Raw genomic sequence first — 14,105 nt, forward strand, 5'->3', positions numbered from 1 at the left:
GAAAATCCTTCCTCGCAGTTTTCGCCTGCGGAACAGGCACGCAAGCAACAGCTGCGCGATCGCCGTCAAAGTCTCGGCGTTAACTACAATTTCTATGTCAACTGGGTGAATGAAGTTTTCTGGACTCAGAACCCCAATCAACGAGGGCGCACGCTGGGGAATGGGCCAGAAAATGAGCAATTACGAGAGCAATGGGATCGGATCGCAACTGAATTGCTCGATAAGCTAGATCAAGCGAAATTACCGGGCGCAGCCAGACAGCGTTTGGGAAGCTATGGTGCAGCGGATCGCGATCGCTGGAAAGGGCAAGTCAACCAGCGAAACTTGAGCAGTCGCGCCCTCTACGATCTCGCAGATGTGGCATTTTTCCAAGTATTTCCAGAACAGCGGGGCAGAGATTTTCTCAATCAGCCAGTCGGTCAAATCTGGCACGCGATCGCTGGGGAGAAAGTCAAAGCAGTGCAATCTCAAGAGGCGCTGGAAACAATTCGCTTTGCTCCAGGGGCAGTGGGCAAACGAGTCAGCGGCACCCTCCAACCAGGAGAAGGAAAAGCCTACATCGGCAACTTTGCCCAAAATCAATTATTAGCAGTTAACTTTACGGGGAGTTCAAAACTGCGGCTTTCCCTTTACCCCCCAACCAGTACATTTCCCCCAATCCTCGAAGACTCCACCGAAAAAACTTGGTCGGGAACCCTGCCTCAATCAGGCTACTACGAATTCATCGTTGTTTCCGAAGCTTCCCAGCCCGTTGATTATCAACTTGATATCGGCGTGGAAAACCCTCCGGCTCCCTCACCTGAACCGGCTGAAACGACCACTGCTTCTCCTGAACCGGCACAAACAACCACTCCTTCCCCCTAAATGAAACCCCTTACCTCTTTGGGGGAGAGTAAGGGGTGGGGTTCAGACAAAAAGCTCGGATAACGTCTACAGCCGTACCTGCGGCAAATTGCTGCGGGGATTGAAGGTGCGGCTCTCCCGGATTTTCTCGTAATATTCTCGTTCCGTAGAACTGAGTTCTTTCGGCGTCACAATCAAAATCTTTACCAGCTGATCGGAACGTCCGCCTTTAGGATTGGGCCAACCTTTACCGCGCAACCGCAGAGATTGTCCCGAACGGACACCAGGGGGAACGTTGACAGTGACAGAACCATCCGGCGTCGGCACTTCCACGGGTGCCCCCAACACGGCTTCATCTGGCGTTACCGGCACTTCGCAGACGAGATTATCACCATCGAATTGGAAGAACGAGTGGGGCAGCAGCTCCACGGTTAAGTACAAGTCACCCCGCTGCTGAGTATAGGGGCTGACTGAACCTTTGCCTTTGACGCGAATTCGACTGCCCTGTTTCGTACCCGGAGGAATCCGAACGTCAATGGCTTCATTGCCTAAATCTAAACGCTTCTGGACGCCATGAAAAGCCTCGGATAGGCTGAGTTTGATGACCGCTTCTCGATCGGCGGCTGCGGCAGCTTGCGGATCGAAGCCAGAATACCCGCCAAAGTCTGTATACCCAGTGGGGCCTGTAGAAGTGCGATAAGTCGTGCGGCGTCCAGCACGGCTGCCAGAACGGGCACTGGCACCCCCTAAACCGCCCAGGAGATCGTTGACAAATTCATCAAAACTGCCGTACTGACTAAAGTCAAAGCCGCCAAAATCAACGTTCACTCCGCCTGGATAGGGTGACGATCCTTCCCCGACTTGTTTCCAATACTGTCCGAACTGATCGTACTTTTTACGTTTTTCTGGGTCGGATAGCACTTCGTAGGCTTCGCTGACTTCCTTGAAGCGAGCTTCAGCTTCTTTGTTGCCAGGGTTCATGTCGGGGTGGTACTTTCGTGCCAGTCGCCGGTAGACTTTTTTGATTTCATCGGCACTAGCGGTTTTAGTAACTCCTAGGATGGCGTAATAGTCTTTAAAATCGGTCGCAGCCATCAACCTCCCTCCTCTCGTCTAAATATTTAGTTTAAGTTTTATTTTTTACCTTCTCAGAGATAGGGTATCAAATCAGTCAATGGATATAAGTTCGGCTTTTCCGCACTGAGGCGATCGCGATTTCCGTACTTGTCGCTGAATAACGGATTAAACGATCGAGTCCATCAGCTAGGATGGGCGGAGCGTCTACCAGTTGGCGGTGCATCTGTAAAATAACTTCTTCTGGAACTTGGCGGAGTCTTAATCGATTTCTTTCTAGACATTCCTGCACTGGCATATCCAGCCACAAGCCGGTAATGTGGGTAAAACCGCGATCGCGAGAAGTAGCGATCGCTTCCCGGCGATGTTTACGAGCCGCATTCGTCGCGTCGAAAATCGCTTGTCTTTTCTCCGCAACTGCTTGGCTTAATTGGCGCTGTACTTCGCTCCACACTAACAGCCACGACCCTTGAATCGCTTCATCCCCAAACAGTTGTTCCCGGATCGCGTCTGTGGCAATTAGCCGATGCTGAGGGCATTCTGCTACGAGCTGTTGTGCTAGAGAAGATTTGCCGCTACCGGGCAACCCAATTAGGAGAATTAATCGAGTCATGTTTCGGTGTTGGGAGTGGGTAATTAGAGTTTTGAGTTTTGAGTTAAAGAGAGTTCTTTAATTCAAAACCCAAATTCAAACGCGAGAATCGCGTCTCTACTTCAACTTTTTCCCAATTAGCAACTCCCGGTACTAATTTCCACCCTAAATGACGGTTCCATCGGGAATCACGGCATTTTTCAGTACCACAACAATCCCGCTACGGATGTAGAAACCTTCGCTTTCGCGGTTGGCTTCTTCCACCCTGTCTTTGTTAATGATTTGCACATTGCAACCAATGTGGGCGTTTTTGTCAATGATAGCGCGGCGAATCCGGGTGTCCGAACCAATTCCCAAGGGAACTTTACCGTCTTCACAGTGAGCTTGTCGTTCGGCGAAGGGTTGGTATAAGTCGGCACCCATGACGAGGGAGTCTTCAATTAAGGAACCCGATTCAATGCGCGATCGCACTCCCAAAACTGAATGCTCAATCCGGCATTCTTTCAGGATGCAGCCTTCCCCAATTATCGACTCGGTGATTTGGCAATCTAACAGCTTACTGGGCGGTAAGTAACGAGCGCGAGTGTAAATCGGAGCATCCTCATCGTAGAAACTAAAAGGCGGCTGCGGTTGTCTGGTGAGAGCCAAGTTCGCCTCGTAGAACGACTCCATCGTTCCAATATCTTCCCAGTAGTCATTAAATAAATAAGCTTGAACGTTATAATCCTGCGCCGAAGCGGGGATAATCTCCTTACCAAAATCGGTTCGCTCTTGGTTAGTTTGCAGCAGATGCATCAGCACGTCTTTTTTGAAGACATAAATCCCCATTGAGGCGATGTAGGGATTTTTCTTCGCTTGTTCCGCACTCAATCCCAGCGTTGTCGTATCGACCTGCATCTCCTTGAGAGCATCGCCTTTAGGCTTTTCGCTGAAATCTATCACCCGTCCGGTATCATCGATTTTCATTAAGCCGAAATCGGACGCCCGTCGCTCATCCATTGGCACAACGGAGAGGGTGATATCGGCATTAGTGTCGCGGTGGCGTTGCACAAACTGGCGATAGTCCATGCGGTAAAGATGATCTCCTGACAAAATCAGGTACTCATCAACATCCCACTCATCCAACAGCCAGAGATACTGACGGACAGCATCGGCAGTGCCTTGGAACCAGTTGGGGTTTTCTGGCGTTTGCTGGGCGGCTAGCACCTCCACAAACCCTTCTGTGAACCCTGCGAAACTGTAGGCGCGGGCAATATGGCGGTTGAGGGAAGCTGAGTTGAATTGGGTCAGGACGTAGATTTTGTAAATTTCTGAGTTAATGCAATTACTGACCGGAATATCGATTAGGCGATACTTTCCTGCCAGAGGCACGGCTGGCTTCGCTCGCAACTTGGTCAGCGGGTAAAGGCGGGTGCCAGCGCCACCTCCGAGAATAATGCTTAGAACTTTTTTCACTTCAAACCTCTCGATTGCCAGTCAACTCCCAAAACCAGTGTCGGACGGTCTGGAGCAGTTGGCAAGGGGGGGAGGGGGAATCGATGTTAGGGGTTATGGATAATTCGGAAAAAGTTTCAAAGAATCAGTGTTGAGTTTTGAATTAAAGCACTCTTTTTTATTCAAAACTCAAAATTCAAAACTCAACACGCTCATTTCCCACCGCCCTATTGCAGTGCCATTTCCATCAAAATTTTCTGGGCACTTTGTTCTCTTTCCTTGTCACCGGGGTGGCGTTGGATGTAACGACCATCTGGTTGTAAATCCCAAGCGTGACGGTTATCGGCGAGCATAATTCCTAAGATTTCTTGTAAATCTTTAGAAATTTCGGGATCTTCTATTGGCGCGATCGCTTCTACTCGTCGATCCAAGTTGCGGCGCATCCAATCAGCACTGCCGATATAAACTTCCTCACTGCCAGCATTTTGAAAGTAAAAAATCCGCGAGTGTTCTAGATAACGCCCGACAACACTAATCGTCCGGATATTTTCACTGACTCCTTCCACACCGGGTCGCAGACAGCAAATTCCGCGGATAATCAAATCGATTTTTACCCCAGCGATGCTAGCTTCGTAAAGCGAGGCAATGAGTTGGGGATCTGTCAGTGAATTCATCTTGGCGACAATTCGACCGCTTTTGCCATGATGGCAATGTTCTATCTCGCGGTGGATCAAACTCAAAAAGCGATCGCGGCAGTTCACCGGCGACACCAACAACTTGCGGTAAGACCGTTGCCGCGAGTAACCCGTCAAGTAATTAAACAAATCCGTCAAATCCGCCCCCAAGTCTTCACGGCAGCTTAATAGCCCCACATCTGTATAAATCCGAGCGGTTTTGGGATTATAGTTCCCCGTGCCGATGTGGACATACCGGCGAATTTGGTTTTCTTCTCGGCGTACCACCAAAACCACTTTGGTATGCGTCTTTAAACCCACCAACCCATAGACCACATGTACGCCCGCTTGTTCTAACTTGCGTGCCCAGTTAATATTGTTCTCTTCATCAAAACGGGCTTTTAGTTCCACCAGAACCGCTACTTGCTTGCCATGCTCAGCCGCTGTAATTAGGGCATTGAGAATCGGCGAGTCCCCAGATGTTCGGTAGAGAGTCATTTTAATCGCCAGCACATTTGGATCGATTGCCGCTTGGGTAATGAAGCGCTGTACCGTTCCTCCAAAAGATTGATAAGGATGGTGAACCATCAAATCTGCGGTGCGAATGACCGAGAAAATATCTTCTCCCTCATCCAAATCTCCTTCACTGAGCCGCCGTAGGCGTGGGGGTATCCCTGGCGTCCACACAGGGTCTTTCAGTTCCGGGAGTGGCAATTGCATGAAGTACATCAAGTCTGCCAGCCCCAATAGCCCGTCCACCTCGTAAACATCCCGCTCCAACAGCCCCAGTTCCCGCATCAGCATCCCTTTCATGGATTCGGGCATTGAAGCTTGAATTTCCATCCGTACCGCCGAACCACCCACCCGACGTTTCCGCAGTTCTTGCTCAATCGCCAGCATCAGATCGTCGGCTTCATCTTCTTCCACCTCCAAATCTGCATTGCGAGTGATTCGGAAGGGGTGATATTCCTGGATATTCATCCCCGGAAACAGTGACTCTAGATTATGAGCAATCACCTGTTCTAGGGGCACACCCATCCAAATCAGGCGTTCATTCCGGAATCGTTCCTCTTCGAGTCCAGACGACCGACTTCCCAGCCCGGACTCCAACCGTAAGGGCAAAAATCGAGGTAAAACTTTTGGGACTTTCACTCTGGCAAACAGTTCTTCCCCCGTGTCTGGGTCTTTCACCACCACAGCCAGATTCAGACTGAGGTTAGACATATAGGGAAAAGGATGGCTGGGATCGACGGCTAAGGGGGTCAGAACTGGGAAAATTTGCTCTTCAAAATAGTTTTGCAGGTAAGCCCGCTGTTCCTGGTTCAGATCCACGTAGTCTAGAAGATGAATGCCTTGCGCGGTCATCAAGGGTCGCAATGCTTTCTCAAAGTGTTGATGCTGTTGTGCTACCAGAGGTCGCGCTGCCAAGCTAATCTCTTCTAGCTGGTCGCTTGGCGTCCGACCATCGGGCGTCAGTTGGCTCACTTTTGCTTCCACCTGTTGCTTAAGAGCAGCAACGCGCACCATGAAGTATTCGTCGAAGTTGGCACTAAAAATCCCCATGAATTTCAGGCGTTCTAGCAGCGGCGTCCGAGGATCGATCGCTTCATGCAAAACTCGATTGTTAAACTCCAACCAGCTGAGTTCGCGGTTGAAATAGTACTGCGGATGGTTTAGGTCAATATTATGGTGTGTTGCTGCGGTCTTTTTCGCTTTTGACATAATTCTAATGGCAGTCAGGCTGGCAGGTATTCATTGTTACTTGCAACACCAACCAGTGAATTCCATCTGAATTGATCGCAGATTCGCGCTGATTGTTTTAGCACTCATTTTTAAAATGCGCTTATCTTAATTCTGGCTGTGTTATTAATTCATCGTATCCTGACTTAGAGGACCCAAAACCTATCTACAGAAAGGCGTTAAATATCATGACCTCATGCAAAAGCGATAGGTTTATGCTCTCAAGGCAGGCTCCGGGCGAGCGATCGCTACTCCCTCCTTTAACTGGATACTTCACCCGCACGCCTTGCCAAGCCTCTGCCCAGCTGACGATAGCGATTCGATGAGTTTTATTAACCAAATACCTCCTCTTCCCTTTCCCGCCACCACTCACCCAGATTCATCAAGTCCTGATGAATATCTGCTAATTCTTGAACATATTCCTCTGGAGAGATAGTCGGGCGGCGTTCTTGGAGTTTTTTTAGCCGCAATTGCACTAATAGCCAAGGCTTGGAAATGCTATCTGTGGCTTCAATGTATTGGGCTAGTTCTTTGCTATCCATGATTTATCTGGTGGGAATTTATCTTCTTTAAAGATACAGGCAGCCGAAGTTTACAGATAATAAAAAAACAGCCACTACTAACGTGGCTGTTTTCCAGATGATTAAATTTGATGTAACTGAAACATCAGCTGTTATTTAAGCAGCAGCCGATAAATTTTGGGCAACAAAGTCCCAGTTTATCAAGTGGTCAACAAAGTTCTGCATGAAGTTGGGGCGGCTATTCTGGTAATCCAGATAGTAGGCATGTTCCCAAACATCCATTGTTAGCAAGGGAGTTTGTCCGTAGGCAATTGGGTTTTCTGCGTTCGGAGACTTGGTTACTTTTAGGGTATCGCCATCCTTGATTAGCCAAGCCCAACCACTACCGAATTGAGTGCCTCCGGCATTTTTGAACTCTTCTTTGAATTTGTCAAGGCTACCGAAGCTGGCGTTAATTTTTTCCGCTAGTTCGCCACTCGGATTGCCGCCTCCATTTGGCTTGATGCCATTCCAATAGAAGGTATGATTCCATACCTGAGCAGCGTTGTTGAATACAGCAGCTTTATCTGATGCTTTGTAGGTTGCCTTGATGATTTCTTCAAGCGACTTGTCGGCTAGTTCTGTGTCCTTAACTAGATTGTTGAGAGTGTTCACGTAAGCAGCGTGATGCTTGCCGTAATGGAACTCAAGTGTCCGCGCCGACATACCTGACGACTCTAAAGCGTCTTGATCGTAAGGTAAAGGGGGTAATTCAAATGCCATTGTGTTCAATCCTCTGCTAACTGCTTTCTAGCTTAAAACTAAGGGAGAAGTTTTTTCTTCTTAAGGATCTAAGTCTCGTCCGATCGAGGTTGCGATCGCTAGCGATATAAAACTTAACCACTGGATTGTACCTTAAAAGTCGAGAGACAGCCAAAATCAACGCTATGTGCCAATTTAGGCAGGACTCCCACTAATTTCTCCCTGTTGCATCTACCCAAAGGGATAATTAATGGCGATCGCTCAAAACTCCTCTAACCATTTCGATTGCCGCTGCTGGAGTATTGGCAATCAAAATAGAGTCTTCAGACAAGCTTTGGAAAAAAGCTTTACTTTCTGGATGATTCGTTAATAAAATCACTTTTTTATAGTTCTTCAAAGCCAGGGCAATTTCTGAAGCGGTTCCTGCACCCATGCCGCAGGCAATCACAACATCAGAAGAAAGGACATTAATATTATTTCTCGCATTTCCCATATCGGTAACAATTGCAATATCTACAGCATCAGAAACCGCGCTGGTATCGTTAGTGGGAAGAATGCCAATTGTTAAACCATTAGCAAATTTTGCCCCTTTACTCGCCGCATCCATCACACCAGCATTTCTGCCACCAGTCAGCAAAACCCATCCTTCTTGGGCGATGAATTGACCGAGTTTATAAGCGTTTTCTAAGTCAGTTTCTGTGGCGTTGGCTCCTGGTCCCATAACGCCAATTAGGGTTTTTTTCATGGCAAGCTGACCTTACTCCTAAGCGTTGAAATTTTTAACGCCGAGGTACGCAGAGTTTTACGCAAAGGTAGGCAAAGTAATAGAAGTGCAATGAATTAGCATTTTCCTCAGCGTATCTTTGCGATCGCCTTTGCGTTCTTTATCTTCAAAAAACTTACTCAAACCTACAGAGAACCAACAATCATTCCAGCCAGTAAAACAAAACCAATCCAAACATTTTGGCGAAAAGTTTCCCCATATACTGGCGTTGGGATATCTTTCCGGCTGAGTCGAGAATATTGCCAAATCCAAGCTAAGGTTGCCAAACTCAAAGCGATCCAAAAGCTAAGCTTTAGATCCATCACAATTCCCAGCCATTCAAGCAAAATAACCGTGCCAGTAAAGAAGACACCAACAGCTTCAGCCGCATAATTGCCAAAAAATAAAGCGCTGGAATTAATGCCAATCCGCCGGTCATCTTCCCGATCTGACATGGCATAAACGGTGTCAAATCCAAGTGTCCAGAGTACCGTCGCGCCCCATAAAATCCAGGTGGGTTCTTCTAGCTTGGCAGTTACAGCAGTCCAGCTAATCAGCACGCCAAAACCCCAAGCAATCGACAGCACTAGCTGAGGCACTGGAAACACCCGCTTGGCGGTGGGATAGAAAATAATTACGGGAACTGCCGCCACGCACAACCAGAAAGTAAGGGAATTAAGGTAGAGTGCGAGAACCCCAGCGCAACTCATCGCTACCAAGGCAACGACGATGCCAGTTTTGACCGACAAAGCGCGAGAGGCGAGGGGACGCGATCGCGTTCTTTCTACTTGCGGATCGATATCCCGATCCCACAAATCATTGACAACACACCCGGCAGCACTGGTCGCTAAAGTACCCAGTACAATCACGCCTACCAGCGGCAACGGTGGCTTTCCTGCTGCTGCCAGAAAGACCGCCCATAGTGCCGGAATCATCAATATCAGGCGTCCTGCTGGCTTATCCCATCTCAAAAGCCGGACGACTGTAAGCCAGGTGGGTTCTGTTTCTTTATGTTCTTGCTGGGTCAGCATGGTCTAGAAAAATGAGTATCCAGAAATATCATTAATCACATCTTTATCCCCTATAGAATATCCTTATTCATCAAATCTCGGCTGGTTCTGCAACCCTGGATACATCGAAATGGTCAATTTAGTTGCCAACGCTAAAGATAATTCTGCGGGTGTTTCAACTCCTAGCGTGGATCGAGATCGGATTCTCGCCGCGATTGACTTAGGTACCAATTCCCTGCACATGGTGGTCGTGCAAATTCAACCCAAGCTGCCTGCTTTTTCGATTATTGCCAGAGAAAAAGACACGGTGAGACTGGGCGATCGTGATAAAAAGACGGGCAATCTGACGCCAGCGGCAATGGAACGAGCGATCGCAGCCCTGCGCCGCTTCCAGGGAATTGCCAAAAGTCTTAACGCCGAACAAATAATCGCCGTGGCAACCAGTGCGGTAAGAGAAGCCCCCAACGGGCGAGACTTTTTAAAACAAGTAGAATCAGACTTGGGCTTATCTGTCAACTTGATTTCCGGTCAAGAAGAAGCCCGGAGAATTTACTTAGGCGTGCTGTCGGGAATGGAATTAAATAACCATCCCCACATCATTATTGACATTGGCGGCGGTTCGACCGAGTTAATTTTAGGGGATAGTCACGAACCGCGATCGCTCAGCAGCACTAAAGTCGGTGCAGTCCGACTAACCGCAGAATTTATTACCACCGACCCCATCAGCAATGGCGAATTTCAGTCCCTACAAGCTTATGTGCGCGGACAGCTAGAACGAGCCGTTGATGAATTGCGGGCATTTCTCCAACCGGGCGAACAGCCGCGTTTAGTAGGAACGTCCGGGACGATTGAGACGCTGGTGACGATACACGCGCGAGAAAAACTAGGTACCAACCCCTTTTCGCTAAATGGCTACCAGCTGAGTCTCAATGACCTCAGAGATTTAATTAATCGCTTGCGAAGGCTCAATTATTTAGAACGCGCCGCCATACCAGGAATGTCAGAGCGGCGGTCAGAAATCATTGTTGCCGGAGCGGTTATTTTACAAGAAGCGATGACGCTGCTGGGACTTGAATCGCTAACGGTCTGCGAACGGAGTCTCCGCGAAGGAGTGATCGTCGATTGGATGCTCGCTCACGGCTTAATCGAAGACAAGCTGCGCTACCAAAGTTCTGTACGCGAGCGTAATGTAATCAAAACTGCCCGCAAATACGGTGTCAACCTGGAATACTCTCAGCGAGTTGCAGAATTCGCCCTTAGCTTATTTGACCAAACCCAAGGCATCCTCCACCATTGGGGTTCAGAAGAACGGGAACTACTGTGGGCAGCCGCAATTTTACACAATTGCGGACACCATATCAGTCATTCTTCCCACCACAAACACTCTTTTTACTTAATTCGCAATGGTGAACTTTTAGGCTATACGGAAGCCGAAATTGATGTAATTGCGAATTTAGCCCGCTATCACCGCAAGAGTGCGCCGAGGAAAAAGCACGAGAACTATCAAAATCTGCCGACTAAACAGCACCGACAGATCGTTGCTCAGTTGAGTGCCTTGCTCAGATTAGCAGTTGCTCTTGACCGGAGACAAATTGGTGCAATTCGGCAAGTGCAGTGCGAATACAACGCAGAAACGAAAGAACTTCAGCTTCACCTAAAGCCAACTCAGCTCGATGATGATTGTGCCTTAGAAATCTGGAGTTTAGATTATAAAAAAGACGTTTTTGAGGCAGAGTACGGCATTAAACTACTGCCAGTTTTGAATGCTATTGCTGTTCCAATTAGCCAATAGCTCAATAAAGAGCTTTTCGAGCAATCGTCAAAAATCAAAAGTCTGCGTCTCAAATAACACGGAATCTTCAAGCTTTGAAACGATCTGGCAAATAAAATCCCGGATCTAAAATTTCCAGTTACTCAGCTAAGGGAGGAAAGAGAATACTAGTTCATATAGCTACAACAAAGCCGTTTACTGCCGCCATTGAGCCGGGGTTGAGGAATCTGATGTGTAACGTCACAAAAAGAAAGCGATATTAAGATGCGATCGCTCTGACGAAGGGTAGAATATCTACCCTTCGCAGCTCAAATCACTTCGTAGAATTCATCGTCAATAGTCGCGATCGCTCTTGGCGAAGCAGCATCACCTATCTGCATCATGAGTTGTTGCAATTCATTACCAAGCGACTTGATCTCATCATAATTCCCTTGAGCGATCGCTTTCTCCAAATTCTTTAATAGTCCTTCGATTTGCCTTTTCTGGGCGGCAAGCACTTGCTCTACCAAGTTATTCGTCAAATTAAAAAGAACCCGATAAGCATCATTCATCTTGGTAAAATCTCCAGTCTTGAAATCTGAGTTATCGTTGGAGGTTAGTTTCAAAGAGTAACTTTTAAGTTTTTGTCCCTCATTTTTACGAGCTTCTATCAAGTTCGCCATGTCAATCTTTTGGCGAAGTATGCGATCGGCTTCAGCATTGCGTTCTGCATCTCTCACCATACTCTCCACTTCAGTTGCAGGGATAGTGGCAGCGCCGATAATGCTAATTGATTGCTCTTTTCCGGTGCTTATTTCTTTGGCATAAACATTCAGAATACCATTGGCATCAAGGTCGAAAGTTACTTGAATTTCTGTTCTCTCCAAAGAAAGCCCATCTAATCGAAGAATCCCCAAACTCTGGTTATCTTTAGCGAATTCTCGTTCACCCCTTAAAATATTTATTTTTACACTGGTTTGCCCATAAGTTGCAGTATAAAACTTTTGAGATTTGATGACAGGAATATTACTATGACGGGAGATAATTTTTGTCATAGTACCCTCTATAGTTTCGATTCCCAAAGATAAAGGAGTGACATCCCTCATGCAATAAATGGAATTGTCTCTTCTGGCTACTTTCCCCTGAATAGCAGCCCCAATTGCTACAGCCTCGTCCGGGTTAATGCTTTTCAAGGGTTCTTGATTCGTCACCTCCTGCACTAAGTCTTGGACAACCGGAATGCAGCTAGAACCACCAACCAGGACAACAACATTAATGTCACTAAGGCTTAGTTTCGCCTGTTTAATTACTTGTTCGATGTTAAGGCGACAGCGAGCTAAAAGCTCAGAACACATTTCTTCAAATTCAGCTCTAGTAAGGGTAGCGTTGAGATGTTTTGGCCCATCTGGGGTGGCTGTAATAAAGGGTAGGTCAACTTCTGTTTGCGTAAGGAGGGAAAGCTCTATTTTTGCTTTTTCGGCTGCTTCTGTAAGCCGTTGGGAAGCCTGTATATTTTGGCGTAAGTCGAGACCTTCTTGACTTTGAAATTGGTTGGTCAGCCAATCGATAATTTTTTGGTCGAAGTTGTCACCACCAAGATCGGGGTCGCTACTGCTAGCCAAAACTTCAAATACACCATCACCTACTTCCAGAATGCTAATATCTAACGTGCTACCGCCTAAGTCAAAGACGAGGATAGTTTCGTTATTTTTCTTATCTAGTTCGTAGGCAAGGCAAGCAGCAGTCGGTTCGTTGATGACGCGGAGGATTTCTAAATTCGCTAATTTGCCAGCCTCTTTGGTGGCTTGACGTTGAAAATCGTTGAAGTAGGCAGGAACAGTAATAACCGCTTGAGTTACTTCTTCCCCCAAATATTTGCTGGCATCCTCGACAAGTTTACGCAGAATTTGGGCAGAAACTTCTTCAGGGCTAAATTCTTTGCCTACACGATGACAGTTGATTTTAATGCCGCCATTGTTATCGGGTAGAACTTGATAAGAAACTTTATCTACTGCGTTGATGACTTCGTCGTATTTGCGTCCAATAAAGCGTTTAACAGCGTAAAAGCTGTTTTCTGGCTGCATCCCTGCGTTACGTTTGGCAATTCCACCAACCAATTTGTCCCCGTTCTTAGTGTAAACTACAACACAAGGAGTGAGGCGGAATCCTTCAGCGTTGGTGATGACGATGGGTTGCTTACCATCCATCACTGCAATACAAGAATTTGTCGCACCTAAACTAATTCCAGCTACCTTTCCCATGATGCTCAATGTCTAAAGGTGGCTTGAGCTTAACAGCGGTTTAAAAAATAGTAGGTTCGGTTATACCTCCAAGGCGAGTTCTCATTTCCGTACCTTAGAGGGAATTCTTTTTTATTAGTTTCGCTCTAAAGTAGAATTCAGCATTCTCATCAGTCTGCTAACTTTTACCCAAAAAGTTATACAATCGAAACTCCGCCTCGCAGTTCTAGTCGAAATAAAAATATTTGGCAGCTATCTTAACAGTAAAGCTTAGTTTAGTTAACTCATTTTGCTCAAGGTTACTCTATCAAGGCGATCGCCTCCACTGCTTCTAGGCTAATTTTGCTGAAAGCGATCGCTAGAATGCCATTGATAATCCACTAGCGATCGCGCTGTTCCTTAGGGTAGAAGTTGGAATCAGCCGTAAAAGTTATCTTTATAGATAAGTACCATACAGGAAGCTCTTATCAGAAATTCTGCTGGCTAAAAAATAGCAGTATCCCTTACCGAGTTTTTATAGATAAAGTATCAAGGTAGGCAGAATGTTTTAAATTAACTTTGTCACCATTTAAATAAATTTAACAAATGACCTTTTCAATAAAATACGGCTCGGCTTCCTAGACCTAAAAAAAACATAAAAATCAATTTGTAAAACTAGCTTCAGTATTCATATAAAATTTTAGTAAAATAACCGATTGTTCAATATTTTAGCAACGCTGAAGT

11 protein-coding genes and 1 pseudogene are annotated in these 14,105 nt (G+C 46.8%); 2 read left to right on the top strand and 10 right to left on the bottom strand.

The window, feature by feature from the left end:
• Positions 1 to 864: pseudogene (locus H6F50_RS23455) on the top strand (serine/threonine protein kinase); the annotation flags it as partial.
• 66 nt (positions 865 to 930) lie between these two features.
• Here H6F50_RS23455 and H6F50_RS23460 read toward each other — a convergent pair.
• The 9 genes from H6F50_RS23460 to H6F50_RS23500 all read right to left on the bottom strand — a co-directional run bounded on the left by H6F50_RS23460 (position 931) and on the right by H6F50_RS23500 (position 9,413).
• Positions 931 to 1,938 carry a DnaJ C-terminal domain-containing protein gene (locus H6F50_RS23460; protein ID WP_190430551.1) on the bottom strand — a complete coding sequence of 336 codons (1,008 nt, stop codon included), beginning with the start codon at positions 1,936 to 1,938 and terminating at the stop codon, positions 931 to 933.
• A gap of 76 nt (positions 1,939 to 2,014) precedes the next feature.
• Positions 2,015 to 2,530 carry an AAA family ATPase gene (locus H6F50_RS23465; RefSeq protein ID WP_190430552.1) on the bottom strand — a complete coding sequence of 172 codons (516 nt, stop codon included), beginning with the start codon at positions 2,528 to 2,530 and terminating at the stop codon, positions 2,015 to 2,017.
• A gap of 144 nt (positions 2,531 to 2,674) precedes the next feature.
• Positions 2,675 to 3,964 (bottom strand): glucose-1-phosphate adenylyltransferase, encoded by a 1,290-nt coding sequence (locus H6F50_RS23470; protein WP_190410725.1) that lies wholly within the window; start codon positions 3,962 to 3,964, stop codon positions 2,675 to 2,677.
• Between the two features lie 206 nt (positions 3,965 to 4,170).
• The gene (gene ppk1, locus H6F50_RS23475) at positions 4,171 to 6,339 is read right to left on the bottom strand and encodes a polyphosphate kinase 1 (RefSeq protein WP_190430553.1); all 2,169 of its coding nucleotides are present in this window, start codon (positions 6,337 to 6,339) and stop codon (positions 4,171 to 4,173) included.
• A 184-nt stretch (positions 6,340 to 6,523) separates the two neighbouring features.
• Positions 6,524 to 6,697: a hypothetical protein gene (locus tag H6F50_RS23480; protein WP_190430554.1), complete on the bottom strand. Its 174-nt coding sequence runs from the start codon at positions 6,695 to 6,697 to the stop codon at positions 6,524 to 6,526.
• Positions 6,690 to 6,899: a hypothetical protein gene (locus H6F50_RS23485; RefSeq protein WP_190430555.1), complete on the bottom strand. Its 210-nt coding sequence runs from the start codon at positions 6,897 to 6,899 to the stop codon at positions 6,690 to 6,692. Before H6F50_RS23485 ends, H6F50_RS23480 begins: the two co-directional genes overlap by 8 nt.
• A 135-nt stretch (positions 6,900 to 7,034) precedes the next feature.
• Entirely contained in the window at positions 7,035 to 7,640 is a 606-nt protein-coding gene (locus H6F50_RS23490) for a superoxide dismutase (RefSeq protein ID WP_190430556.1), read from the bottom strand.
• A gap of 226 nt (positions 7,641 to 7,866) precedes the next feature.
• Complete coding sequence (locus H6F50_RS23495; protein WP_190430557.1) at positions 7,867 to 8,364, bottom strand: TIGR00725 family protein; 498 nt, start codon at positions 8,362 to 8,364, stop codon at positions 7,867 to 7,869.
• A gap of 164 nt (positions 8,365 to 8,528) precedes the next feature.
• Positions 8,529 to 9,413, bottom strand: coding sequence for a 4-hydroxybenzoate solanesyltransferase (locus tag H6F50_RS23500; RefSeq protein WP_190430558.1), 885 nt, complete (start codon positions 9,411 to 9,413; stop codon positions 8,529 to 8,531).
• A gap of 109 nt (positions 9,414 to 9,522) precedes the next feature.
• Here H6F50_RS23500 and H6F50_RS23505 point away from each other — a divergent pair, with 109 nt between their 5' ends.
• Positions 9,523 to 11,184, top strand: a complete 1,662-nt coding sequence (locus H6F50_RS23505) for a Ppx/GppA phosphatase family protein (protein ID WP_190430559.1) — start codon at positions 9,523 to 9,525, stop codon at positions 11,182 to 11,184.
• 287 nt (positions 11,185 to 11,471) lie between these two features.
• Here H6F50_RS23505 and dnaK read toward each other — a convergent pair whose 3' ends face one another.
• Positions 11,472 to 13,403: a molecular chaperone DnaK gene (gene dnaK, locus H6F50_RS23510; protein WP_190430560.1), complete on the bottom strand. Its 1,932-nt coding sequence runs from the start codon at positions 13,401 to 13,403 to the stop codon at positions 11,472 to 11,474.
• Between the last annotated feature and the right edge of the window lie 702 nt (positions 13,404 to 14,105).

Origin of the sequence: Coleofasciculus sp. FACHB-712, from assembly GCF_014695635.1 — a bacterium.
GTDB lineage: Bacteria > Cyanobacteriota > Cyanobacteriia > Cyanobacteriales > FACHB-T130 > FACHB-T130.

Excerpts from the sequence above, each read along its gene's own strand:
- H6F50_RS23460 (WP_190430551.1), bottom strand. The coding sequence starts at position 1,938 with ATGGCTGCGACCGATTTTAAAGACTATTACGCCATCCTAGGAGTTACT.
- H6F50_RS23495 (WP_190430557.1), bottom strand. The coding sequence starts at position 8,364 with ATGAAAAAAACCCTAATTGGCGTTATGGGACCAGGAGCCAACGCCACA.
- ppk1 (WP_190430553.1), bottom strand. The coding sequence starts at position 6,339 with ATGTCAAAAGCGAAAAAGACCGCAGCAACACACCATAATATTGACCTA.
- H6F50_RS23465 (WP_190430552.1), bottom strand. The coding sequence starts at position 2,530 with ATGACTCGATTAATTCTCCTAATTGGGTTGCCCGGTAGCGGCAAATCT.
- H6F50_RS23490 (WP_190430556.1), bottom strand. The coding sequence starts at position 7,640 with ATGGCATTTGAATTACCCCCTTTACCTTACGATCAAGACGCTTTAGAG.
- dnaK (WP_190430560.1), bottom strand. The coding sequence starts at position 13,403 with ATGGGAAAGGTAGCTGGAATTAGTTTAGGTGCGACAAATTCTTGTATT.
- H6F50_RS23505 (WP_190430559.1), top strand. The coding sequence starts at position 9,523 with ATGGTCAATTTAGTTGCCAACGCTAAAGATAATTCTGCGGGTGTTTCA.
- H6F50_RS23485 (WP_190430555.1), bottom strand. The coding sequence starts at position 6,899 with ATGGATAGCAAAGAACTAGCCCAATACATTGAAGCCACAGATAGCATT.
- H6F50_RS23500 (WP_190430558.1), bottom strand. The coding sequence starts at position 9,413 with ATGCTGACCCAGCAAGAACATAAAGAAACAGAACCCACCTGGCTTACA.